Origin of the sequence: Agarivorans litoreus (genome assembly GCF_019649015.1) — a bacterium.
In the GTDB taxonomy this organism is placed as follows: Bacteria; Pseudomonadota; Gammaproteobacteria; order Enterobacterales; family Celerinatantimonadaceae; genus Agarivorans; species Agarivorans litoreus.
Map to the genome: position 1 here is coordinate 1,849,439 of NZ_BLPI01000001.1, position 23,947 is coordinate 1,873,385.

19 protein-coding genes are annotated in these 23,947 nt (G+C 46.6%); 13 read left to right on the forward strand and 6 right to left on the reverse strand.

The features are described from left to right. The first annotated feature begins 311 nt into the window (after nucleotides 1-311). Nucleotides 312-1,649, forward strand: a complete 1,338-nt coding sequence (locus K5L93_RS08580) for an MATE family efflux transporter (RefSeq protein ID WP_220719318.1) — start codon at nucleotides 312-314, stop codon at nucleotides 1,647-1,649. Between the two features lie 56 nt (nucleotides 1,650-1,705). On the opposite strand, the gene K5L93_RS08585 is transcribed toward K5L93_RS08580, so the two are convergent. The 3 genes from K5L93_RS08585 to K5L93_RS08595 all read right to left on the reverse strand — a co-directional run bounded on the left by K5L93_RS08585 (nucleotide 1,706) and on the right by K5L93_RS08595 (nucleotide 5,505). Beyond that, nucleotides 1,706-2,677, reverse strand: a complete 972-nt coding sequence (locus tag K5L93_RS08585) for an aldo/keto reductase (RefSeq protein ID WP_220719319.1) — start codon at nucleotides 2,675-2,677, stop codon at nucleotides 1,706-1,708. 141 nt (nucleotides 2,678-2,818) lie between these two features. Then, nucleotides 2,819-4,096, reverse strand: coding sequence for an NAD(P)/FAD-dependent oxidoreductase (locus K5L93_RS08590; protein ID WP_220719320.1), 1,278 nt, complete (start codon nucleotides 4,094-4,096; stop codon nucleotides 2,819-2,821). A 38-nt stretch (nucleotides 4,097-4,134) separates the two neighbouring features. Next, nucleotides 4,135-5,505 (reverse strand): glutamine synthetase family protein, encoded by a 1,371-nt coding sequence (locus tag K5L93_RS08595; RefSeq protein WP_220719321.1) that lies wholly within the window; start codon nucleotides 5,503-5,505, stop codon nucleotides 4,135-4,137. A gap of 234 nt (nucleotides 5,506-5,739) precedes the next feature. Here K5L93_RS08595 and K5L93_RS08600 point away from each other — a divergent pair, with 234 nt between their 5' ends. Genes K5L93_RS08600 through K5L93_RS08630 form a run of 7 tightly spaced genes read left to right on the forward strand, consistent with a single transcriptional unit; the run spans nucleotide 5,740 to nucleotide 13,152 of the window. Beyond that, a complete protein-coding gene (locus K5L93_RS08600) occupies nucleotides 5,740-7,071 on the forward strand; it encodes a glutamine synthetase family protein (protein ID WP_220719322.1) in 1,332 nt (443 codons plus the stop codon). A gap of 32 nt (nucleotides 7,072-7,103) precedes the next feature. Next, a complete protein-coding gene (locus K5L93_RS08605) occupies nucleotides 7,104-8,462 on the forward strand; it encodes an aspartate aminotransferase family protein (protein ID WP_220719323.1) in 1,359 nt (452 codons plus the stop codon). A 46-nt stretch (nucleotides 8,463-8,508) separates the two neighbouring features. Continuing rightward, nucleotides 8,509-9,618: an extracellular solute-binding protein gene (locus tag K5L93_RS08610; RefSeq protein WP_220719324.1), complete on the forward strand. Its 1,110-nt coding sequence runs from the start codon at nucleotides 8,509-8,511 to the stop codon at nucleotides 9,616-9,618. A 60-nt stretch (nucleotides 9,619-9,678) separates the two neighbouring features. Further along, nucleotides 9,679-10,818 carry a putrescine ABC transporter ATP-binding subunit PotG gene (gene potG / locus K5L93_RS08615; RefSeq protein ID WP_016399826.1) on the forward strand — a complete coding sequence of 380 codons (1,140 nt, stop codon included), beginning with the start codon at nucleotides 9,679-9,681 and terminating at the stop codon, nucleotides 10,816-10,818. Beyond that, the gene (gene potH / locus K5L93_RS08620) at nucleotides 10,815-11,738 is read left to right on the forward strand and encodes a putrescine ABC transporter permease PotH (RefSeq protein WP_220719325.1); all 924 of its coding nucleotides are present in this window, start codon (nucleotides 10,815-10,817) and stop codon (nucleotides 11,736-11,738) included. The genes potG and potH overlap by 4 nt, the downstream gene beginning before the upstream one ends. Next, on the forward strand, nucleotides 11,738-12,583 hold the full coding sequence (locus K5L93_RS08625) for an ABC transporter permease subunit (RefSeq protein WP_220719326.1): 846 nt from the start codon (nucleotides 11,738-11,740) through the stop codon (nucleotides 12,581-12,583). Before potH ends, K5L93_RS08625 begins: the two co-directional genes overlap by 1 nt. A gap of 26 nt (nucleotides 12,584-12,609) precedes the next feature. Beyond that, the gene (locus tag K5L93_RS08630) at nucleotides 12,610-13,152 is read left to right on the forward strand and encodes a cupin domain-containing protein (RefSeq protein ID WP_220719327.1); all 543 of its coding nucleotides are present in this window, start codon (nucleotides 12,610-12,612) and stop codon (nucleotides 13,150-13,152) included. A 60-nt stretch (nucleotides 13,153-13,212) separates the two neighbouring features. Here the strand turns inward: K5L93_RS08630 and K5L93_RS08635 are convergent, their stop codons facing one another. Next, the gene (locus K5L93_RS08635) at nucleotides 13,213-16,299 is read right to left on the reverse strand and encodes an efflux RND transporter permease subunit (RefSeq protein ID WP_220719328.1); all 3,087 of its coding nucleotides are present in this window, start codon (nucleotides 16,297-16,299) and stop codon (nucleotides 13,213-13,215) included. After that, a complete protein-coding gene (locus K5L93_RS08640) occupies nucleotides 16,296-17,360 on the reverse strand; it encodes an efflux RND transporter periplasmic adaptor subunit (RefSeq protein ID WP_220719329.1) in 1,065 nt (354 codons plus the stop codon). The genes K5L93_RS08635 and K5L93_RS08640 overlap by 4 nt, the downstream gene beginning before the upstream one ends. Before the next feature lie 264 nt (nucleotides 17,361-17,624). Between K5L93_RS08640 and speB the strand changes: the two genes are divergently transcribed. Together speB and K5L93_RS08650 are read left to right on the forward strand one after the other, a co-directional pair. Next, nucleotides 17,625-18,548 carry an agmatinase gene (speB, locus tag K5L93_RS08645; protein ID WP_220719330.1) on the forward strand — a complete coding sequence of 308 codons (924 nt, stop codon included), beginning with the start codon at nucleotides 17,625-17,627 and terminating at the stop codon, nucleotides 18,546-18,548. Nucleotides 18,549-18,665: 117 nt separating this feature from the next. Next, nucleotides 18,666-18,869 carry a hypothetical protein gene (locus K5L93_RS08650; RefSeq protein WP_220719331.1) on the forward strand — a complete coding sequence of 68 codons (204 nt, stop codon included), beginning with the start codon at nucleotides 18,666-18,668 and terminating at the stop codon, nucleotides 18,867-18,869. On the opposite strand, the gene K5L93_RS08655 is transcribed toward K5L93_RS08650, so the two are convergent. After that, nucleotides 18,847-20,364, reverse strand: a complete 1,518-nt coding sequence (locus K5L93_RS08655; protein ID WP_246615021.1) for an aldehyde dehydrogenase — start codon at nucleotides 20,362-20,364, stop codon at nucleotides 18,847-18,849. The genes K5L93_RS08650 and K5L93_RS08655 overlap by 23 nt on opposite strands. A 114-nt stretch (nucleotides 20,365-20,478) precedes the next feature. Between K5L93_RS08655 and K5L93_RS08660 the strand changes: the two genes are divergently transcribed. The 3 genes from K5L93_RS08660 to K5L93_RS08670 all read left to right on the forward strand — a co-directional run bounded on the left by K5L93_RS08660 (nucleotide 20,479) and on the right by K5L93_RS08670 (nucleotide 23,892). After that, nucleotides 20,479-21,201, forward strand: a complete 723-nt coding sequence (locus K5L93_RS08660) for a glutamine amidotransferase-related protein (RefSeq protein WP_220719332.1) — start codon at nucleotides 20,479-20,481, stop codon at nucleotides 21,199-21,201. 107 nt (nucleotides 21,202-21,308) lie between these two features. Continuing rightward, on the forward strand, nucleotides 21,309-22,712 hold the full coding sequence (locus K5L93_RS08665) for an efflux transporter outer membrane subunit (protein WP_220719333.1): 1,404 nt from the start codon (nucleotides 21,309-21,311) through the stop codon (nucleotides 22,710-22,712). Between the two features lie 16 nt (nucleotides 22,713-22,728). After that, nucleotides 22,729-23,892: an efflux RND transporter periplasmic adaptor subunit gene (locus tag K5L93_RS08670; RefSeq protein WP_220719335.1), complete on the forward strand. Its 1,164-nt coding sequence runs from the start codon at nucleotides 22,729-22,731 to the stop codon at nucleotides 23,890-23,892. Nucleotides 23,893-23,947: the final 55 nt, after the last annotated feature.

The following is a 23,947-nucleotide window of genomic DNA, read 5'->3' on the forward strand; positions in this document are numbered from 1 at the left end:
CAAAGAGTAAAGTTCGCTTATCCGAACCCTTCGGGCAGCATTTCTTAGCCATTTATCCAGCGTTAGCGAGTGATTATTAAGCCCAGCCCATTAACCGCACACTCTCAGCCTTGCCTAAATGGCTAACAAATTGCTGCAAAAACCATCAGCAAAGATCAACAGACCCTAGATACTCCAGCAGCATTTGCACAAACAATAAGCATAGCCCTTATTTGTTAGCTTTCCCTCTTGTCAGATCCATTAAAGTGAATATGATGGAGCTGCAATTCGGTGCTCACTGAGTACTTTCTATTCCTTAACCTTGGCCAATCATGCTTAGTAAAAACATTACCTTACAATTTTGGCGCTATTCCATTCCTTCGGTTGTAGCCATGATTGTGAGTGGCATTTACCTAATTGTTGATGGCATGTTCATTGGCCAAGTGCTCGGTGCAGAAGGATTAGCAGCCATTAACCTAGCTTGGCCGATTATATTTTTGGTCACCGGCTTAGGTTTAATGGTGGGTGTAGGTGGCGGTGCGTTAATCTCTATTGCCAGTGGTGAGGGCAAAACCAGCAAGGCGCAGAGCCTGTTAAGCCACGCCTTCTTGCTCATGCTAATAATGGCAGTGCTGTTTAGCGCCATTTTAGCTTTATTAGGCGCCAAACCCATTACCTTGCAAGGAGCCAGCGGCAATATTCAAGTTATGGCCGAGAGCTACCTAGGCATTTTAGGTAACGGCGCGCTGGTTGTATTGTTTAGCTGCGCCCTACCCATATTGATTAGAAACGACAACTCTCCCAACTTTGCCACCCTATTGATGATAGTGGGAGCATTGGCCAACATCGGCCTCGACTATTTGTTTATTGTAAAGTGGGATTGGCAACTAGCGGGGGCGGCTTACGCCACTTTAGGCGCACAAGCTCTGGTAATGTTCTTGGCGATTGCATACTTTTTCTCTCGCTACAGCAGCTTGAGTTTTCAAGTTAGCGGTTTTTGCTTAAAGCCAAAGTACCTCGCCAATATAAGTAATTTAGGTTTAAGCAGCTTTTTTACTACGGTATATACCGCCTTTATTACCTTGGTGCACAATTACTTATTCTTACGTTATGGCAGTGTGACCGACACCGGCGCCTATGCCATTGTGTTGTACTTAAGCGTTATTTATTACTTTATTGCCGAAGGGTTTGCTAACGGCATGCAGCCTCTCATCTCCTATAACTTTGGCGCTAAACGCTACGACAATGTACTAAAAGTGATGGCGCTAGGCTTTAGCATTATCCTAGGCAGCGGTGTAGCGGCGGTGTTTTTGATGAACCTATTTAGCGAACTAAGCGTGTCAATATTTAACAACGATGACCCTGTATTATTAGACGCCACGGTAAGCGGTATTCGTTTACACCTGTGGGCCATGCCATTAGACGGCTTAATTTTTACCGGTGCGGTGGTATTTCAGTCGATAAACCGCGCCAATCGCGCTAGCTTTATTTCGGTCGGCAACATGGCTATTCAACTGCCGTTTATGTTGCTGCTGCCCGCCACTTATGGCGTGGTGGGGATCTGGCTGGTAATGCCGCTATCTACGGTAATACTTAGCGCAGTAGTAGCGTGGTGGCTGGTAAGTTTGGTAAAACAACTTAAAGCAGAGTTCACGCCACCAGCAGCGTAGCTTTACAAACAAAAACGCCGAGCATTAGCTCGGCGTTCTTCCTGAATATGCAGTGTTTAAGGTAAAGCTTTGCCACGCGATGTGACATACAGCTGATACCATTGCTCGCGACTAAGCTGTAGTTTAGTGGCATCTCCACAGGCGCGAATCCGGTCTGGGTTTACACTGCCTATAACTGGCTGAATCCCAGCGGGGTGGCGCATTAGCCACGCGAGTACAACGGCCTCTGGCGAACTTGAGTTTTGATCGGCGTATTGGCGAACGAGCTGCGCAGTATCACGCTGGGCTTGACTGGCATTTGATAAATCGGCGCCACTAAACAAGCCACGCGATAAACTACCCCAGGCCTGAATTTGCACCTTATTCATAGCGCAGTATTCTAGGGTTCCAGCAGTAAAACTGTGGCCTTTTACTTGCTCGTCATTTACTGCAATGTTGTGATCAAGCCAATCTATTTTAGACAAGCTCATCTCTAACTGATTAGCCACTAGCGGAAAACTCAGCAGCGATTGCAAATGCGCAATTTGTGCTCCACTCATGTTAGATACACCAAAGTGCTGCACTTTACCGCTATCTTTAAGTTCGCTAAGCACCGCGGCCACTTCGTCCATTTCGGCCAAAGGATCGGGGCGGTGCAGCATCATCACATCAATGGTTTCACTTTGTAAGCGGCGCAGCGAATCTTCAACACTTTGACGAATGTAATCTGCCGACCAATCGTAACGACCACACCACTGCTCATCACCAAAACGAATTGCCGCCTTAGTTTGCAGAATAATTTGCTCACGCAGCTCTGGGCGCTGTGCCAATACTTGACCAAATACTTGCTCAGCCTTACCCATGGTATAGATGTCGGCGTGGTCAAAATAGTTAATGCCTATTTCTAAGGCCGCATCAATAGCGGTATGCGCTTGGTTTAAGTGATCTTGCGTTACAGGTGAGTTATCCCAGTTTCCGCCTAAACCCATACAGCCATATACCAAACGACTTGCCTTAGGAAAAACCCGATTAATCGGTGATGCAGCCATTACGTGCTTACCTTTATGATTACGAATATTAGGCAAGTATAACGATAAATCAGCGGGCGCTAATAGGTTTATAGGCAGAAAATACGAACTATAGTACGAGAAACAAGGATTGAACGGCTGGCGCTTGGCCAGCCGATAGCACTAAAGCAAATCTCGAATTCGGTAATAGGTCATGGCAAGCACTAAGGCGGGAGTACGTAATAAGCGCCCACCAGGAAAAGGCATGTGTGGAATTTTATCGAATATGTCAAAGCGCTCAGAGGTGGCCATAATCGATTCCGCCATTAGCTTGCCCGCCAAACCCGTAGCTGCAATGCCGTGGCCGGAGAAGCCTTGGGCAAAATACACATTTGGCGCTATTCGGCCAAAGTGAGGCGCACGGTTAATAGTGATGCCGACATTACCGCCCCAGGCAAACTCCACCGGTTCATCGCTTAATTGAGGAAATACCCAATCCATGCGTTGTTTCATGGTTTGCGCTAAATTACGTGGTTCAATACCTGAATAACTCACTCGGCCACCAAACAACATGCGGTGATCGCCAGAACAGCGGTAATAATCCAGTACAAAGTTGATGTCGCATACCGCCATGTTGTTGGCGATCAGTTCGCGTGCACGCTCTTCACCTAAGGGTTTCGTGGCACAAATATAAGTCCCTACCGGCATTACTTTGCTTTCTAGCTTACTGTTTAGTCCTTCCATATAGGCATTACAGGCCAACACCACGTGTTGGCAACTCACGCTAGCCTGCGCGGTATGAAGTTTAACTTTAGCGCCGTGTTCAATTTTGATGACCTTGCTGTCTTCATAAATGCTAGCGCCAGCTTGTTCGGCAGCCTTTACCAAGCCTAAGGTGTAATTAAGCGGATGTAAGTGACCGCTATTTGAATCAAACATCCCACCCAAGTAACGTGGACTATTAAGTTGGCTGGCGAGTTGCTCTTGCGACCAATACTGTAAATGCTCATAGCCGTAGTCTTCACTCAGCTGCTGCTGCCATGCTTTTAACTCGCGAACATGACGATCTTTAATCGCTACGTGAATTTGGCCATCTTGCCAATCACAATCGATTTGGTGTTTGCGAATGTTGTCTTTAGTAACAGCTAGCGATTCAACCGAGAGATCCCACAATTTTTTGGCATCATCTTTACCCACTAATTTCTCTAGGGTGGACTGTTCACTGGCCCAGCCAAAAATAGCTTGCCCGCCACTTCGTCCCGAGGCTCCCCAGCCCACGCGACTACCTTCCAGCAAAATAACCTTATAACCTTGGCTGGCTAACTCTAGTGCGGTGCTAGCGCCAGTTATACCGGCACCCACTACACATACATCAGCCTGATGCTCGCCTTGTAGCTGCGGATAATCTAAGTGCACATTTGCACTCGCCGCATAATATGAATTTGCATGCTGCGCTTTCATTTTCTCACCTTAAACTAAAAAACAAATCTGCTGTTGCACTACACCATTTGCTGATACCACTTCTGCTCTAAAGGTGTTACTTGCGCTTCAAAGCGCTGCCACTCATTAAGTTTATTGGCATGGTATACATGGCTAAAATCTGCACCTAGTAGCGACCACAAGGTGGAGTGCTCAAATTCGGCTAAGGCCTGTTCCCAAGAGCTTGGTAAGGCAGGAGCTGGCACTTTGCTGGCATCGCCAGTTACCGCTTCAGGGCAATCCAGCTGCTGGTCTAAGCCATGGGTAATCCCGGCCAATAAGGCCGACATAACAATATAAGGATTACAATCAGCGCCTGCTACGCGATGTTCAATGCGGGTATTCTCAGCGCTGCCAGAGGGTATGCGCAAGGCAACAGTGCGGTTGTCCCAGCCCCAATTAGCCTGCAGCGGCACAAACATGTCGGGTTGAAAACGACGATAAGAATTGGCATTAGGTGCCAGCAAGGCAATTGCCTGCGGCATAGTGTTCAACAAACCCGCCAAAGCATATTCAAGCAAGCCTTGGTCAGTAGCAAAAAGGTTATGCCCGTGCTTATCCAACATACTAATATGCACATGGCAGCCATTGCCGGAGTGTTCGGCATAAGGTTTGGCCATAAATGTCGCGAGGTAACCGTGCTGTTTAGCCACGGCCTTTATGGCTCTCTTTAGCAAAATAGCTTGATCACAAGCTAGCAAAGGATCGGTTTGATGCTGTAAAGTCACCTCGAATTGCCCAGGGGCATATTCGGCAATAACATTGTCGCTAGGAATATTTTGAGTGTGGCAATAGTCTTGGATATCCCGAATAAACGCATCAAACTCATCTAACTCATCAAGAGAGTATACTTGGGTTTGCTGCATTCGCTGCTGCGACTTTGGCAATAATGGTGCTTGAGGCTGACGATTTTCGCTGCGAGCATCAAGTAAGTAAAACTCCCACTCAATGGCCACACAGGGAAATAAATTTTGCTGATACAATTCTTGCAATACTTTACTAAGTAATTGTCGCGGGTCTGCAAAAAATGGCGAACCATCAACTTCATGCATGGTTAACAAAGCTTGCGCAGCGTTTTTCTTCCAAGGGATCATCGACAAGCTATGTGGTAACAAGTGACAAATTCGGTCGCCATCACCTTGCTCAAAACCTAATCCGGTTTCCTCCACGGTATCGCCACAAATATCTAGCGCAAATACCGAAGCGGGTAAACACATTCCCTCTTGGGCAATTTTGGCTAAAGCCGCAGGCTCAATGCGCTTTCCGCGAATCACACCATTCATGTCAGAAAGCATTAGATCAATACTTTCTAATTGCGGATGAGCCGCCAAAAAATCCTCTACTTGTTGAAGCATGCTGATGGGTTGAATCTGTGATTGGTGTTTCAACATAATTAACAGTCCCTTGGCTAAATCGTCCCCTAATCCCTATAAATTTACAACACAGTGTTAAGTATAATGCAAATTAAATTGAACAATAAGCTGAAAAAGGGACTATATTTAGTTTTTATTTAACACTCTGTTGACTTTAATGAAAAATCATGACAATTGTTAATAGTGCGGGGTGAAAATTAGGCAAAGTAAGAAGCTGCCCCAATTTACTTAACAGATTTATGACAGGTGATTATGGATAACGTCAGGAAGTGGTTTGAGCAAAACCGAATAACCGAAGTTGAGTGTCTCATCCCCGATATAACCGGTAATGCTCGCGGCAAAATTATCCCCGCTAACAAATATCTGAAAGAAGGCGGTATGCGCCTGCCTGAATCAATTTTTTACCAAACAGTGACTGGTGACTGGCCTGACGATGACGACTTATTCGATTGGACCGAAAAAGACATGCGCTTGGAGCCAGATACCGACAGCCTGCGTTTTGTACCTTGGGCCAAAGAGCCTACTGCTCAGCTTATTCACGATTGTTACGACAGCCAAGGCGAGTTGATTGGCATGGCGCCACGCTCTGTTCTGAAAAAAGTACTCGCACTGTATGAGAAAGAAGGCTGGAAGCCGATTGTAGCGCCAGAGCTAGAGTTTTTCTTAGTGAAGAAAAACCTCGACTGGGACTATCCACTAGAGCCACCCATTGGGCGTAATGGTCGTCCAGAAACTGCACGTCAGTCTTTTAGCATTGATGCGGTAAATGAGTTTGATCCGCTGTTTGAAGACATGTACGACTACTGCGAAGCACAGAACCTAGATGTAGATACCTTGGTCCATGAATCTGGTGCAGCGCAAATGGAAATTAACTTTGATCACGGCGAGCCAACGTTAGCCTGTGACCAAGTATTTCTTTTCAAACGCACCATGCGCGAAGCAGCCTTACAGCATGATACCTATGCCACGTTCATGGCTAAGCCAATGGAAGATGAACCTGGTAGCGCCATGCATATTCACCAAAGCCTAGAAGACTTTAATGGCAACAACTTGTTTGCTAACGAAGATGGCAGCAATAGCCAGTTGTTTTTAAGTTTTATCGCCGGTTTACAGCAATTTACTCCCGCTAGCATTGCCTTTTATGCCCCTAACGTGAACAGCTATCGACGCTTAATGTTTGGCGACTCGGCGCCGATTAATTTGCAATGGGGCATCGACAATCGCACCGTGGGTTTACGTGTGCCACTATCAGATCCGCAAAATCGCCGCGTAGAAAACCGCTTTGCCGGCGCCGACGCCAACCCTTATCTAGCCATGGCGCTTACCTTAGCCTGCGGCTACATCGGCATGAAAAAACAATTGACACCTTCGGCCGAAGAAACCGGTGATGTAAGCGAGGATCGCTACACTCTACCCGGCACTTTAGAGGAAGCATTGGTTGAGTTAGAGCAATGCGACGAACTAAAAGAAATACTAGGTGAACGCTTTGTGAACTGTTACGTGGCAGTAAAACGTAAGGAATACCAAACCTACTTCAAGGTCATTAGTTCTTGGGAACGTGAGTTTTTGTTACTCAACGTATAAACCCAGAGTTAACTCAGCCACAAGGAGGCGAAATGAGCACAGCAACATTGACGATACAACAACAAGACAGCGCCCACTGTTTACACCCTTTCACTAACTTTAAAGAGTTAAATGCCAAGGGAGCTAGAGTGATAGAACGAGGCGACGGTGTGTTTGTATTCGACAGTGAGGGCAATAAGTTGCTCGATGCCATGGCCGGCTTGTGGTGTGTAAATCTAGGTTATGGTCGCCAAGAATTAGTTGATGCTGCAGCCAAACAAATGCAACAGCTGCCTTACTACAATCTGTTTTTTCAAACTACTCATAGCCCTGCTGTTGAGCTATCAGCACTGTTGGCAGAACTCGCGCCAGAGGGTTTAAATCAGGCCTTTTTTACCGGCTCGGGTTCAGAATGTAACGATACGGTAGTGCGCATGGTACGCCACTATTGGACCAGTAAAGGACAGCCCGATAAGTTAGAAATAATTAGTCGCAACAATGCTTACCATGGTAGCACCATGGCAGGTGCTAGCTTAGGTGGCATGGGCTTTATGCATGCCCAAGGTGGCTTACCATTGCCCAATATTAGCCACATCGATCAACCTTATTGGTTTGAAGAAGGCCAAGGTCAAGATCCGCAACAGTTTGGTTTAGAACGCGCCCAGCAGCTAGAGCAAAAAATTCTAGAGTTAGGTGAAGACAAGGTGGCAGCATTTATCGCCGAACCTATCCAAGGTGCAGGTGGCGTAATTATTCCACCAGATTCCTACTGGCCTGAGATTCAACGTATTTGTGACAAATACGATATTTTATTGGTAGTAGACGAAGTGATCTGTGGATTTGGCCGCACTGGTGAATGGTTTGCCAGCCAAACCTATAATATTAAACCCGATTTAATGTGCTTGGCTAAAGGCATTACCTCGGGTTATCTGCCACTTGGCGCGGTAATGGTGTCAGATAAGGTGGCTAAAGGCCTAACCGAGGCCGATACCGAATTTGCCCATGGCTTTACCTATTCTGGCCACCCAGCAGCTTGCGCGGTAGCCATTGAAAACATTCGCATCATGCAGCAAGAGAACATTATTAGCCGCGTACGTGATGAAATCGCCCCTTATTTAGCCCAACGCTGGCAAGAACTGGCTAGCCACCCCCTGGTAGGCGAGGCGCGCAGTAAAGGCATGGTGGCAGCCATAGAGCTGGTTGCCGATAAAAACACCCTACAACGCTTTAGCAAAGAGCAAGGCGCTGGCGGTGTGTGTCGCGATATATGCATAAACAATGGGCTTATCATGCGCGCTTGCGGCGATACCATGATTATTTCACCCCCATTGGTTATTACAAAACAACAAGTCGATCAGTTAATTACACTGGCAAAACAAAGTTTGGATGACACTCTGCAGGCATTGAGTTAATCCGCGAAGCAGTACGAGCAATCACCACAAGGATTTGGAGAACAACATGAAAAACGCTAGCTTTACCCTAACCCTAGCCTCCCTGTTAACTGCCAGCGCATTTACCCTGCAGGCAGCCGAAGAAAAAGTACTTAATGTGTACAACTGGTCTGATTATATCGCCGAAGACACCATCGCCCAGTTTGAAGCCGAAACCGGTATTAAAGTGGTTTACGATGTATTCGATTCAAACGAAGTGCTAGAAGCCAAGATTCTTTCCGGCTCAACCGGTTTTGACATTGTGGTGCCAACTTCAGACTTTTTAGCCCGCCAAGTTCAGGCTGGTGCGTTTATCAAATTAGACAAAACAAAACTGAGCAATTACGGCAATTTAGATGATAAAATTATGTCTATGCTTGATGAAACTGCAGATCCGGATAATCAATATGCAGTGCCTTACCTATGGGGAACCACGGGTATAGGTTACAACGTAGACAAAGTTAAAGAAGTATTAGGCGACAACGCCCCAGTAGATAGTTGGGATCTGGTATTTAAACCAGAGAATATGGAAAAACTACAAAGCTGTGGAGTAGCATTTTTAAATGCGCCTACCGAGTTATTTGCAGCTGCGCTGCATTACGTAGGTAAAGATCCAAACAGTGTTGATCCTAACGACTACAAAGACACTGGCGAGGCATACAAACTGCTCAAATCAGTACGCCCTTATGTGACTTATTTTCACTCTTCGCAATACATTAACGACTTAGCGAACGGTGACATTTGTGTGGCCATTGGCTGGTCTGGTGATGTATTACAAGCCTCAGATCGCGCTGCCGAAGCCGATAACGGTGTAGTGGTTGAGTACGTTATCCCGCAAGAAGGAGCCTTAGCCTGGTTTGACCTAATGGCCATTCCAGCGGATGCACCACATAAAGATAATGCACACAAATTTATTAACTTCTTGCTACAGCCAAAAGTGATTTCGGAGATCTCTAACTACGTATGGTATGCCAACCCAACGCCTGCCTCTAAAGAGTTTATTGATCCAGAAATTATTGAACATCCGGGTATCTATCCAAGTGACGAAACCTTAGCTAAATTATATGGAGCCAAGGTAATGCCAGCAAAAGCGTCTCGAACTCTGACACGCTCTTGGACTAAGTTTCTTCAAAACTAAGTAATCACTTGCCACCCAAGGGTGGCAAGTGCGTTTTTGATTCTTTATGGAGGATCCGCAATGGCTGCGGTGTCACACATTTCAAAGCTTCCGGTTGATGGCGAGAAAGCCCCAGAACCTTTGTTACACATTGAAAATTTAAGTAAAGACTACGACGGCGCAATAGCCGTAGACAACGTAAGCCTGACCATAAACAAGGGCGAAATTTTTGCCCTATTGGGTGCATCGGGTTGTGGTAAATCCACTTTACTAAGGTTGTTAGCTGGCTTCGAAAAGCCCAGCGCTGGCAAAATTATTCTCGATGGCCAAGAGCTGATTGGCGTGCCTCCTCATCAGCGCCCTGTGAATATGATGTTTCAATCCTATGCGCTATTTCCCCACATGACCGTGGAACAAAATATCGCCTTTGGCCTAAAACAAGATAAGCTGCCCAAAGATGAAATTGGCGCAACCGTAGCTAAGATGCTCGAGCTAGTGCGCATGAAAGACTACGCTCGCCGCAAACCGCATCAATTGTCGGGTGGACAGCGTCAACGCGTGGCACTGGCTCGTAGCCTAGCTAAACGCCCAAAACTGTTATTGTTAGACGAACCGATGGGTGCACTAGATAAAAACCTGCGTGGTCAAATGCAGCTTGAAGTAGTGGATATTCTAGAAAAGGTTGGCGTTACCTGCGTAATGGTAACCCACGACCAAGAAGAAGCCATGACCATGGCAAGCCGCATTGCCATTATGAATCGCGGCCAGTTTATTCAAGTGGGCGAGCCGGAAGAAATTTACGAATACCCCAACTCACGTTTTAGTGCCGAGTTTATTGGCTCTGTAAACGTATTTGAAGGGGTGTTGCGTGACAATGATAACGACAGCGCAACTATCGACAGCCCAGAACTTGGTTATCCGATTAGCTTAAATCACGGCGTATCATCGGCTCCTGGCGTTCCGTTCATGGTGGCAGTTCGCCCCGAAAAAATGAGTATTTTCAAAACCCTTAAAGGGCGCCATAACAATGTATGTCAAGGCAAGGTAGAAGACATAGCCTATCTTGGCGATCAGTCTATTTACTATGTGCGTTTAGCCAGTGGTAAACGGGTCACCGCGGCTATGCCCAATAGCAGCCGCCACCGCAACAATATGCCAACCTGGGAAGACCAAGTGTACTTGTGCTGGCAAGCCGACAGCTGCGTGGTACTCAAAATATGACCATGCTTAGCGACAAACTTAAACAAAGGCTTAATCGCTGGGTGCCAAGTGGGCGCTGCACCATTATGGCGGTGCCTTACTTTTGGCTATTTTTATTCTTTTTAATGCCGTTCTTTATTGTCTTTAAAATCAGTTTTGCCGAGGCAATGATTGCCATTCCTCCCTATAGTGAGTTAATCACTATGGTGGATGAGCAAGTGCAAATACTGCTCAATTTAGGCAACTATGGTTACTTAATCGAAGACGATCTCTACATTAGTTCCTATTTGCAGTCGCTACGCATTGCCGCGATTTCCACCTTTTTGTGTTTTGTGATTGGCTTCCCAATGGCTTGGGCCATCGTGCATTCAAGCCCTGCTAACAGAAATATCCTGCTAATGCTGATCATTCTACCCTCGTGGACCAGCTTTTTAATTCGGGTTTATGCATGGATAGGCATTCTTAAAAACAACGGTTTCTTAAACAACATCTTGCTCTACCTAGGTGTTATCGATGAACCGCTGCAAATACTGCACACCGACACAGCCGTTTATATTGGCATTGTGTATACCTATTTGCCGTTTATGATCCTGCCCTTATACACCGCACTTATGCGAGTTGATTATTCGCTAATAGAAGCGGCACGTGATTTAGGTGCCTCGACCCTAACGGTGTTATTCAAAGTGCTATTACCGCTAACTAAAGCTGGCATTATTGCAGGCTCAATGTTGGTATTTATTCCCGCAGTAGGTGAGTTTGTTATCCCTGAGTTACTCGGTGGGCCTGACTCAATCCTAATTGGTAAGGTGCTGTGGCAAGAGTTCTTTAATAACCGTGACTGGCCTGTTGCCGCTGCAGTAGCTTCGGTAATGCTATTACTATTAATGGTGCCAATTATGTTCTTTTACCGTTATCAAAAACGTGAATTGGAGGCCAGCTAATGGATGCGATCCCGGTTTACAAAACCAAGTGGAAGTGGCTGATCCTCAGCCTTGGCTTAGCCTTTCTATATCTGCCTATTTTAAGCCTAATTGCTTATTCGTTTAACGCTAACCGCTTAGTGACGGTTTGGAGTGGCTTTTCTACCAAGTGGTATGGGGCACTGTTCAACGATTCGCTACTGATGAATGGCATTAGCTTAAGCTTACTCATTGGTTTTTTGTCTGCATCAGCAGCGGTTGTGTTGGGAACTCTCGCCGCCTTTGTGATGACCCGCTATAGTAAGTTTAGAGGTGAAACTAGCTTTGCCTTCATGATTACCGCGCCCTTAGTTATGCCAGAAGTGATCACTGGCTTAAGCTTGCTATTGCTGTTTATTTCTTTAGGCCAAGTATTTGATCTATTTAGCCAGCGCGGCATGCTAACCATTTGGATTGCTCACGTCACCTTTTGTACCGCTTATGTTTCGGTGGTGGTGAGTTCGCGCTTACGCGAACTAGACAAGAGTATTGAAGAAGCCGCCATGGATTTAGGGGCTACCCCATTTAAGGTGTTTTTTGTAATCACCCTGCCCACTATTCTTCCAGCCTTGGTTGCAGGCTGGTTATTGGCCTTTACCTTATCCTTAGACGACCTAGTAATTGCCAGCTTTGTATCTGGCCCTAGTGCAACTACCTTACCGATGGTGGTGTTTTCTAGCGTAAGGTTAGGGGTAAGTCCCAAAATTAATGCCCTAGCTACCCTGATTATTGGTGTAGTATCTGTCGCTACTTTTATTGCTTGGTGGTTAATGGCCAAAGCAGAAAAACGCCGCTTGCTGGAATTAAGAGTTCGCAATAGTCAATAGGCGTTGATATTTGAGGAACAAATTTAATGGATGTTGGAAAACGCCTTAAAAGTATTCGCCTAATGCGCGGTATTTCGCAGCGCGAACTAGCCAAGCTCAGTGGGGTCACCAACAGTATGATCTCGCAAATTGAGCAAAACCAAGTCAACCCCTCGGTTGGCTCCTTAAAAAAGATCCTCGATGCGATCCCCATTTCTATGGGTGAGTTTTTCACCCTTGAAATGGAAAGTGACGATAAGATTTTTTATAGTGCCGAAGAGCTTACCGACTTGGGCGATGGCAAAGTAAAAATGCTGCTGGTTGGTAGTAAACAAAATGGTCGACAACTGGCAATTTTGCGCGAGATTTACCCGCCAGGCGCAGATACTGGCACCGAATTTATTCAACACGAAGGTGAAGAAGGTGGCATTGTAATCCGCGGAGAAATTGAAATTACCGTAGGCAGCAAATCTAAAGTACTAAAAGCTGGGGATTCTTATTACTTTGAAACCCGTAAGCCACATCGCTTTCGCAATAAAAGTAAGGAAGAGTGTGAGCTCATCAGCGCCGCGACGCCACCTACTTTCTAAGGGCTGTAATAAAAAGGCCGCTGATGCGGCTTTTTTATTGGTAAACAACATGGCTAAGTATTAATGCGCTACGGTGGGCTCACCTACCGATGGGATTTTGCGCTTGCCTTTGGCAATTATCGAAAAGACCACTGGCACAAAGAAGAATGACAGCATAGTGGTAAGCACCGTACCACCTGCAATGGCTACCGCAAACGGCGGCCAAAAGCCGCCACCTTCTAAAATTAGCGGTAAGAAGCCACCCACAGTGGTGATAGTGGTAGAAATAATATGCCGAGTGCAACTGAGCACCCCAAAACATATCGCTTCATGATCGCCAGCACAGGCTTTAGCATCAGATTTAAGCTCGGCAACAATCACAATGGCCGCATTAATCGCTAAGCCCACCAGACCTAATAAACCAATAATCACGGTAAAACCGAAGGGGTAATTAAATACAAATACACTTAACAAGCCTAAACCTGCCGCTTGAATAGCAGTAATCATAATTAAGAAGCTTAAACGGAAGGAGTTAAACGACAGCACCACCACAGTAATCAGCAATACCGCGATAATGCCAACACTGGCCAATAAATTGCCCACCGCCTCATTACGCTCGGCACCTTCACCACCGAACTCTAAGCTATATCCAGCAGGAAGCGGAATATCGGCTTGTTCTAAACGCTCCCGAAATACTTCTAGCACTTGCTCAGGCAGAATATCGGTTTGCAAATAACCTTCTACGGTGTTTACTCGCTTACCATTACGACGCGGTATTTCGCCGCGACTGGGGCGAATATCTAGTTCTGCGATAGATGCTAGCGGTATATTCCCGGCCACTTGGCTGGTAAGGGTTATATCACCTAAGTTCTCAACGTGTTTACGTTGCTCATCGGCCAAACGGATCCTTACCGGCAAAGACTCACTGGCCTCGAGCACGCTACCGTTGATCCGACCCTGCAGGTTTGCCTGTAACTGACCGGCAATATCAGTTAATACAATGCCGCTTAAGCGAGATGCTTCTTCATTAACCTTTAACCACACCTTGGGTGTACCCGCCAACAAAGTAGCGCGCGTATGCGTAACGTGGGGGATCTCGGAAAGAATGCGCCGGTATTGATCACCCAGTTCTTTAAGTTTATCTAGATTGGGGCCGTAAACCCGCAGCTCAATTGGCGCGTTAAAAGGAGGCCCCTGCTCTAGCTTCCGGACTAAAATTTGCGCCTCGGGATAGAGCAAATCAAACTCGACTTGTAACTTAGGAATCAAATCATTAGCAGCTCTAAAGTCGTCAGTCTTAATCATTGCTTGGGCGTAGTTTTTGGCACCCTGCTGGCGCAGCATCAAGTTGTAGTAAAACGAGGGGGCATTATTGCCTACAAACCAACTCACCGAGCTGATGCCCTCTTTGGCATATAAATGCTCGGTTAACTTTTCGGTTAAACGTTCGGTGGCGTAGATACTCGATTGTGGCGCCATGTACACTTCAATTTGGAACATGTCACGATCAGACGGCGGAAAGAATTGCTCGGTTAAACTGCCAGCGCTGTAGAAACCCAAAATTGGCAGGCTAGATACCACAATAATTGCTAGTTTAGGGTAGCGTAGACTAGTACGTAAACAGGCTTTAAAGGCACCGCTGAGCCAAGTAACTTGCACGCCTTTTTCGTACCAATGATCGGCAGTTTGTTGTGAAGGCAAAAAATGCCCAGAGAAAATCGCCACTAGGGTATGCGAAATAAAGTAAGAACCAATTAGCGAGAAAATCACGCTAAGTGCAATACCACCAACAAACTCACCGGCAGGTCCTGGCATTAATACAATCGGTAAGAAAGCAAGAATGGTGGTTAAAGTAGACCCCAGCAATGGCAGCCACAAATGAGCTAAAGACTCTTTAACCGCCTGTAAACCGCTCTTGCCCTGCTGGCGCTTTTGGGCAATGGTGTCGGCCATCACAATGGCGTTATCCACCATAATACCCAAGGCTACCACTAGGCCGGTTACTGACATTTGGTGAATGGGCAAGCCGTAAAACTTCATACAGGCTAAGGTGAACATTACCGTTAGTGGCAAGGACAAACCAACAATAAGCGCCGAACGCCAACCTAAAGTAAGCAGCAACACCACCACAATAATGGCAAAACCAATCAGCACGTTAACCACTAACTCACCAAGACGTTTAGCGGTATAACCATCTTGTTCAAAGATAACCTCGGCGCTGACATTACTGGGCAAAATGGTACGGTAGTCATCCAGTGCTTGGTTCACTCGAGCGCTCCACAAATCGACCCGATATTCAGAGAGCATTCTTATGCCCACTACCACCGCATAATCGCGCTCTACTACAGCAATTTGCTCGGGTGGAGATTTAAGCTGGCGTGTTACTTTGGCCAAATCACCTAAGCGGAATACATAACCATTTTCGGCGCTGCTTACTGGGATATTCTTAATCCGCTCTAGCGAGTTAAGCTCCCCTTCCAGCTCCAGTTGCATTCGCGTATTGTCGTTGGTCAGTTCGCCTGCCGATACTTTGGCATCGGCTCCGGCGATAATTTGCGACACTTGCTCGGTGGTTAGCTGCATGGCGCCCGCTTGGTAGGGTTCAATTTCTACCAGTATTTCTTCTTCACCCTGCCCTTGTAAGTCAACAAAGTCGGTTCCTGCCACATTGCGCAAACGGTTTTGTAACTCTTTAGCATAGCGACCAAGAATAGCTAAATCGGTATCTCCGGGGCCTGTCCAACGCAGTGCAACCAAGGTGGTAAACGCATAACCTCGGTCATCATCGACTACTGGCTCAGAACTCCCCAAGGGCAACAAGGGGGGGAGCTCTCCCACCAAATCGCGCACCCTTGCCCATACGGGAACAACATCTATCACTTCATCTTTAAGCTCAACTTGCAGCACCGAAAAGCCAGGACGAGAAGAGGATTGAACCCGTTTAATTTCCGGCAACTTACGAATTTTATTTTCGATGAGCTCAGTGACCAAGGCTTCAACCCGTTCTGCTGAGGCGCCGGGATATTGAGTCACAATACTGGCAAAGCGACTGGTAATTTTAGGATCTTCGCTGCGCGGTAAGGTGCTAACCGCCCCCATGCCAGCCACCACAATCAGCGCAATAAGCAGGGCAATTAAACGCCCATTGTTATAAATGGCTGCAATCATTGGCTGTGCGCCTTGCTTGGGTTAACCGTTTGACCGGGCACATAACGGTGCATTCCTGTAGCAACAATGGCTTCGCCAGCTTGCAGCGCGCCTCTCACAAAAGCTTGCTCTTCGGTGGCATAACGCACACTTACATCACGGCGTTCTAACTTAAAGCTTCCATCACTTTGCGCCACAATGGCATATACATTCCACAAGCCTCTTACCCCGTCGGTAATCGCGCTCACTGGCACCCAATAACCCGGTTCTTTAACGGTTTCCACTACATTTAGATAGGCCAACTGGCCACTCACTAAGCGATCGTTATCTGGTAACGCAAAACGTAATTGCACAGTACGCGTAACCGGATCTACCTGACCGCCCGCAGCCACTAAATCCACCGAATAATTGCGTTTTGCCACCGTTACCGATTTTGGGGTAACCAAATCTACGTGCTCAAGCAAACGCACTGGCACGCCCACTTTTACTTCATTTGCACCTTGCTGCAACACCGTAAGCACCGGTTGAGATGCCCCCACTACCGCACCTTCAGACACCGTTCGTTTATCAATAATACCGTTATAAGGAGCCAGTAATGTAGATTTTTCGATGCGGGTGCGATTAGCTTTAATTGAAGCGTCGATACGTGCTTTATTGGCTTTTAAGGATTTTTGCTGAGCTACCAGTTCATCAACACTTTGCGCCGAGGCATATCCGTCGCTCTTAAGGGATTTAACCCGTTTTAAGTTAGCTTGAACTAGAGCAGCATCGGCTGCTATTTGTTGTAGTTGTGCTTGTAAGTCTATGTATTCAATTTCTAGCAGCTCGGTGTCTAGCTGCATCAGCACATCACCTTGCAAAACACGTTCGCCTTCATCTACGAATATTTTGGATATTTTACCAGCCAGTTCAAAACCAATATCGGCACGCTGTTTAGCAATAACTTGCCCAACAAACTGCCGTTCAACTGCATAGTCCTCACTTAATACCGGCACAAAAGTTTGTACTTGTTGCACATTCACCGAAGTATCGGCAAACAGTTCGTCATCTGCGGCAACAGCATGCTGACTCAATGCATTCACTGCCATCCCCCAAAAAACAAGGGATATGAGTAAAAAGGTGAATGAAAATAATGGCCTAGGCATATAAACGTCCGTGTAACAAAAAGTAGTGAGAGCTTCATTCAGTGTAGGAAGAGTGCTCTTTAGTGTCTAGTGTTTGCTTGCTCAATTAGCCTGCTATTTTCTACTAACAGGCTAGCTATGTCATTTTATACAAAACACTTGTAGTAATTAGAGAAGCAATTCACAATGAATTGTTAACTATTTCATAGCAAGGAATAAATAATGAGCACGCTTGCCGATCATCCTGATTACTCGCTGTACTCCAACGCAAATACCTTTTTACGACAGCGCTTAGATCATCGTCCCGAGCAAAGTGATGCCGACGTGGTGATAACGGGCCTTCCTTTTGACTTAGCCACAACCGGGCGCTCCGGTGCGCGATTGGGTCCTGATGCCATTCGCCGCGCGTCAGTCAACATCGCTTGGGAAGAAAAACGCTGGCCTTGGGATTTTACATTGCTCGAACGAATCCGTTTAGTGGATGCTGGAGACTTAGTCTTTGATTGTGGTGAGCAAGCACAATTTGTAGAAAGACTCGAAGTCTACGCCAAACAACTACTAAAAACAGGCAAAACCATGCTTAGCTTTGGTGGCGATCACTTTGTTACGCTGCCACTATTGCGCGCTCACGCAAAACAATTCGGGAAAATGGCGCTAATACATTTTGACGCGCACACTGATACCTACAGCGAAGGTAGCCGCTACGACCACGGCACCATGTTTTACCATGCGCCCAAAGAAGGTTTAATCGACCCTACGCACTCAGTACAGGTAGGTATTCGCACTGAGTATCAGCGAGTGGGCCACCCATTCACAGTCATCGATGCTGACCAAGCCAATAACCTAAGCATTGAGCAAGTGGTAGATAGCATCCGTAAGCAAGTGGCGGATTTGCCAATTTATCTTAGCTTCGACATAGATTGTTTAGACCCCGCCTACGCGCCAGGCACCGGTACGCCAGTTGCTGGCGGTTTAAGCAGCAATCGAATTCTGCAAATCTTGCGTGGTTTAAAGGGTTTAAACATTGTCGGCATGGACGTAGTAGAAGTCGCGCCCGCTTATGATAATAGCGAAGTGACAGCATTGGCCGCAGCGACCATTGCAGTGGAATTATTACACCTTTGGGCTGCTAAAAACCGCCCGTAACTAGCTCTCTGGCCAATACAGCTATACTTGTAGTGACAAGCTAAGATAACTGGCAATACTTTAGTTGCCAGTAACATCTTGGTTTAGCCACCTCATTAGGATGTATAGGAGGACGCTATGAGTGATTGTTGTTTATTGCCTAAGGGCACCGATCTGATTAGAGCGGTTAAGTATATCGGCGAGCACCATTGTCATGATGCTCGCTCCTTAAACGATGTAGCGTTTCGCTTTGACTTGAACCCTCTGGATCAACAGTTCATTTTGGACCACTTTATCGAGCAGCCCGATCCCATTAACGCTAAGTCAAATCAATCCAAGTAGACTTAAGCTCGGTGTATTTTTCTAGCGCATGCAAGGATTTGTCGCGCCCATTCCCCGACTGCTTAAATCCACCAAAGGGCATGGTCATATCACCGCCATCCCAATTGTTCACAAATACTGTACCCGCCCGCAGGGCGCGTGAAGTGCGCACCGCAGTATTAATGTCACTGGTCCACACTCCGGCGGCTAGGCCGTATTCAGTATCATTGGCTAAGGCAATGCCCTGCTCAAGCTCGTCAAACACTTGAATCACTAATACTGGGCCAAAGATCTCTTGCTTAACGATATCCAGCTTGGCATCTACATCATCAAAAATAGTCGGTTTAAGGAAGTAGCCACCACTTTCCTGTAAGGCTTGCTCACCGCCACATAACAACTTCGCACCTTGAGCTTTTGCTTGGTCTATAAAGCCCAGTACTCGCTGCATCTGTACTTCGTCAACCATTGCCCCCATGCTGGTATTGGGATCCAATGGGTTGCCCGGTTGCCAGTTATCAACAAGGGTCAGCATTTTATCTACTAAGGCTTTATGCACACTGCGATGCACGATAAGCCGAGAGCCCGCAGTGCAAACTTCACCTTGATTATAAAAAATCGCTGCAACCGCAGTGGCGGCGGCTTTATCTAAATCGGCAACATCAGCACACACCAAATTCGGGCTTTTACCACCACACTCCATAAAAGCACGTTTTAAGTTCGATTGCCCGGAAAACTCCACCAGCTTTTTACCCACAGCAGTAGAGCCAGTGAAGGTAATGCAATCCACATCCATGTGCAGTGCTAAAGCCTGCCCAGCGGTGTGCCCATAACCCGGCAACACATTAAACACGCCATCGGGAATGCCCGCTTGCTTCGCCAGCTGCGCTAAATACAACGCACTTAAGGGGGATTTTTCCGAAGGTTTTAAAATAACCGAATTACCGGTGGCCAAGGCAGGTCCGATCTTCCACGAGGCCATCACTAAGGGAAAATTCCACGGCACAATGGCAGCCACTACACCCAAGGCCTCTCGTGTCACTAAAGCAAGAGCATCGGTGGTAACTGGCGCGACTTCATCATAAACCTTATCTATCGCTTCACCATTCCAAGCAATACAACGGGCGGTGGCGGGCGCGTCGTAAGAGAGCGCATCGCCAATCGGTTTGCCCATGTCTAAGCTTTCTAACAGTGCTAATTGTGCTTGATGTTGTTCAATTAGCTGAGCAAAAGCTTGTAGCACTTGCTTGCGCTCGGCCGGAGCAAGGCTTGACCACACCCCGCTTTGATAAGCAGCCCGTGCAGCGCTTACCGCCAATTCAACATCGGCGGCATCACACTCAGCCACCTCAGCTAGCACTTGACCGGTCGCGGGGTTAATGCTGCTAAAGGTTTTTCCTGATTGCGCATCCACAAACGCTCCGTTAATAAATGCCTTAGTGGGGAATTCCAATTCCCGCGCTTGTTGTTGCCAATAAGCTAGATCCTGCTGCGCCATGTTCCCTCCGGATGAATCCATCAACTGTTACCCAATAATGAACAAAACTACACAAATATTAAATTTTATTCCATACTTGATACAGTTTATTTAACATTCAGTGTTCTGTATATAACTATTCTTTAGGTGTTTACTATGCAAATAGCAATTCTTAACTGTGACAGAGTTGATAAGCAACTAGCTGAAAGTTATGGTGAATATCCCGATATGTTCATTGAACATTTAAGCGCACAGGATGCACAGCTACAGTTCGAAGTGTTCAATGTACTGAACAGTGAGCTACCTAAGCTAAACCAATTCGATGGTTTTTTGATTACCGGAAGCAGACACAATGCCTACGATCAACAACCGTGGATTTTGCAATTAATGGCTTGGGTGCAACAATGTGAACAATTACAGCGCCCCCTTGCAGGAATTTGTTTCGGCCATCAAATTATCGCTCGAGCAATGGGTGGGAAAGTAGAGAAATCAAGCGCTGGCTGGGGTTTGGGCGTGGCTAAAAACACCCTAATTGCTGCACCTTCTTGGGCAAACCCCGTTGAGCAAGATAGCTTATCGATATTAGTTAGTCATCAAGACCAAGTAACAGCCCTTCCTAAACAGGCCAAGTTGCTTGCCAGTAGCGATTTTTGCCCGTACTTTATGTTTGAGCTTGGTCAACATACTTTTGCAATACAAGGACATCCGGAGTTTTCCTCGGGCTATGCCGAAGCATTAGTCGACAAACGACAAATGATCTTATCGCCAACTCAGTTCGTTCTAGCTAAAACAAGTTTAAAACGTCCGGTAGATGCCGAGTTAGTATTCTCGTGGATCCTGCAACTTTACCGCTCAGGCATAAATAACCAACAAGCTTAAGCAAACCAACTGTAAATAAAGGTAAAAGCAGTGCCCCAAGACTCGACAAGGCAATCCAAGCAACGTTAAATAACAGTATTAACACGGATCGAATAATAGGAAATGGAATGCGTTTGGCTAAATGGACTTGGATAGCGCTAGTTATTACAAGTTTAGGTGCTTGCAGTATGCACGATACTCCCGCCCACGAGCCCGTTGTTAACTTAACAGCGACTAGCTGGACAAGCGAATATCAGCAAGGGGAATTCAACCAACAGCGCTTTGAAAAAGCCTTACCTTCTGCCCTACAAACGCTAATTAGCGAAGCATTGGTCAACAATCCCGGATTACAGCAACAAGGATTTGCCCTTGATCAACAACTGTACCAAGTAAAAATTCAAACCTCGCAAAGCTGGCCCATTGTTGAAGCCTTTTTAACCGGCCAGCGCAGTGGCAGCGATACCAACACTGCCACTCAACTGCGAGTAGGCCTAGATATAAGCTGGGAAATCGATTGGCTAGGTAAACTTGATGCCTTGCAACAAGCTGCAGTATTAGATGCCAAAGTAAGCTTTGAGCAATGGCAACAAGCGCAAATTCGTTTAGCGGCAAATACCGCGCAACAGTGGTATAACGTAATTGAGGCTCAGCAGCAGCAACAGCTCATTGAAGAGCGTTACCACAACCTCAAAGCCAACCTGCAAATTATTGAAGAAAGTTACCAAAGCGGTTTAAACAAGGCCTTAGATGTTTACTTAGCGCGCGCTGACTTAAGTGCTTCTCAAGCTCAGCTAAACTCTCGAAACAATCAACTCATTCAAGCACAGCGCGAGCTAGAGCTGCTGCTTGGTCGCTATCCAGCTGGCGAAATTACTGTTACTGGTCAGCTTAACGTTCCATTAAACACCATTCCTGCCGGTGTACCTTCTGAGTTGTTGCAACGTCGACACGACATTAAAGCCGCTCAATATCAACTCGCTGCGGCTGACTTGCGGGTTTATGCCGCTTATAGAGATCGCTTCCCTAGCCTCACCCTCACCGCCAGCGGCGGTGGGCAAAGCAGCCAACTCAATCAGCTAGTTAATGGCGAATCATTAGTGTGGTCTTTGTTTGCTGGCGTTGCCGCACCAATTTTTGATGCAGCCCGCCGCGAAAACCAACAACTCAAGCAATATGCAATAGCCCAGGGTCTAAACTCTGCTTATTTAGAAAAAGTACTAGCTAGTTTTGGCGAAGTAGAAAAAAGCCTCTCACTAGAGCCAAATCTTTACCAAAATGCCCTGTTGTTAGCCACGGCAGCGGAAGACTCCAAACAAGCGGAGTCTCTGGCCTTTGAAAATTACCTAGCGGGTTTAAATGGATACGTCACGGTGCTGGAGTCTCAACGGCGCGCCTTTGATGCGCAAAGTAGCGCCATTAGCGCACTTAATTTGCAGCTTCAAAATCGCATAGCGCTTTATCTCGCCTTAGGCGGTCATCTCGAACAAGCGCAAACCACGCGTGAGGCTTTTGCCTCCGAGCCTTTATTTTAATGGAGCATTGCTATATATGGCCAAACTGATACGACTTAGCCTGCCACTGCTGGTAATTATTGCTGGCATAATGATTAGCCAGTATATCAAGGCAAACAAGCCACAGGCTCAACGTAAACCGCAAGCGGAAATCGCTAAACTTGCTGTAGAGGTAAGCCCACTAACCTTGCAAAGTTATCAAGCCAGCGTAAGCTCGTTTGGCACGATTCGCCCGCACACCGAAAGCAACCTAGTTGCTCAGGTTTCAGGTAGCATCACCTATGTCTCGGATAATTTTCGTGAAGGCGCGTTTTTCGAAAAAGACGAAGTGCTACTTAAAATTGATGCCAGAGATTACCAAAATGCCATTACCATCGCCGAAGCAGAGTTACAAACCAGCCAGCTACAATTAGTCGAAGAGCAAGCCAAAGTAGAACAAGCACTGCGTGACTGGAAACGCCTTGGTAAAGGAAAACCGGCTAATGATTTAGTATTACGCAAACCCCAATTGGCCGCTCAAGAAGCTTTAGTCGCCTCAGCTAAAGCCAAGTTAACCCGCGCCAAGTTAGATCTAGAGCGCACCGTAATTCGTGCCAGCTACGCCGGAAGGATTTTAGCAAGGAATGTCGAGCTGGGTGAATACGTAAGTAGCGGTAAAAACCTCGCCAGCAGCTACGCTGTCGATTATTTGGAAGTACGATTGCCACTTAGCTTAAACCAGCAAAGTGTATTAAACATTCCCGAAAACTATCGCCGTAAACAAAATCCAAGCAATAAACCACTGGTAGATTTAAGTAGCAACGTTGGTGCCCAAGAATATCATTGGCAGGCGCAAGTAGAGCGCAGTGAAGCCGCACTTGACAGCGCCAGCAGACAACTCTTTGTTGTGGCAAAAATTGATGACCCCTTCGGCCCAGCCAACGAAAACAAACCGGCGCTTAAAATTGGCCAATTTGTTAGTGCAAAAATCAAGGGGAAAATCTTAGATGAGGTATTTATTATCCCTCGCAGCGCTCTCTATTCGGGGCAACAAGTGATTGTATTGGAAGACGGATTACTACAAAGAAAATCAGTCAATATTCTGTGGCAAGACCAGCAAAGTTATATTGTGAAAGGCGGCATTGAAGCTGGCCAGTTGTTAGTAACCACACCACTTGGCAGAGTCATTAGTGGCACACCAGCCAAGCCCATAGGAGCCTAAAGCATGCAGCAAACTCGAATACGTGCAGCCTTGCTTAAGCGATTAGGGGGTCACC

Bases quoted from the DNA above. Each gene is read 5' to 3' on its own strand.
- K5L93_RS08580 (WP_220719318.1), top strand. From the start codon at position 312: ATGCTTAGTAAAAACATTACCTTACAATTTTGGCGCTATTCCATTCCT.
- K5L93_RS08585 (WP_220719319.1), bottom strand. From the start codon at position 2,677: ATGGCTGCATCACCGATTAATCGGGTTTTTCCTAAGGCAAGTCGTTTG.
- K5L93_RS08590 (WP_220719320.1), bottom strand. From the start codon at position 4,096: ATGAAAGCGCAGCATGCAAATTCATATTATGCGGCGAGTGCAAATGTG.
- K5L93_RS08595 (WP_220719321.1), bottom strand. From the start codon at position 5,505: ATGTTGAAACACCAATCACAGATTCAACCCATCAGCATGCTTCAACAA.
- K5L93_RS08600 (WP_220719322.1), top strand. From the start codon at position 5,740: ATGGATAACGTCAGGAAGTGGTTTGAGCAAAACCGAATAACCGAAGTT.
- K5L93_RS08605 (WP_220719323.1), top strand. From the start codon at position 7,104: ATGAGCACAGCAACATTGACGATACAACAACAAGACAGCGCCCACTGT.
- K5L93_RS08610 (WP_220719324.1), top strand. From the start codon at position 8,509: ATGAAAAACGCTAGCTTTACCCTAACCCTAGCCTCCCTGTTAACTGCC.
- potG (WP_016399826.1), top strand. From the start codon at position 9,679: ATGGCTGCGGTGTCACACATTTCAAAGCTTCCGGTTGATGGCGAGAAA.
- potH (WP_220719325.1), top strand. From the start codon at position 10,815: ATGACCATGCTTAGCGACAAACTTAAACAAAGGCTTAATCGCTGGGTG.
- K5L93_RS08625 (WP_220719326.1), top strand. From the start codon at position 11,738: ATGGATGCGATCCCGGTTTACAAAACCAAGTGGAAGTGGCTGATCCTC.
- K5L93_RS08630 (WP_220719327.1), top strand. From the start codon at position 12,610: ATGGATGTTGGAAAACGCCTTAAAAGTATTCGCCTAATGCGCGGTATT.
- K5L93_RS08635 (WP_220719328.1), bottom strand. From the start codon at position 16,299: ATGATTGCAGCCATTTATAACAATGGGCGTTTAATTGCCCTGCTTATT.
- speB (WP_220719330.1), top strand. From the start codon at position 17,625: ATGAGCACGCTTGCCGATCATCCTGATTACTCGCTGTACTCCAACGCA.
- K5L93_RS08650 (WP_220719331.1), top strand. From the start codon at position 18,666: ATGAGTGATTGTTGTTTATTGCCTAAGGGCACCGATCTGATTAGAGCG.
- K5L93_RS08655 (WP_246615021.1), bottom strand. From the start codon at position 20,364: ATGGATTCATCCGGAGGGAACATGGCGCAGCAGGATCTAGCTTATTGG.
- K5L93_RS08660 (WP_220719332.1), top strand. From the start codon at position 20,479: ATGCAAATAGCAATTCTTAACTGTGACAGAGTTGATAAGCAACTAGCT.
- K5L93_RS08665 (WP_220719333.1), top strand. From the start codon at position 21,309: ATGCGTTTGGCTAAATGGACTTGGATAGCGCTAGTTATTACAAGTTTA.
- K5L93_RS08670 (WP_220719335.1), top strand. From the start codon at position 22,729: ATGGCCAAACTGATACGACTTAGCCTGCCACTGCTGGTAATTATTGCT.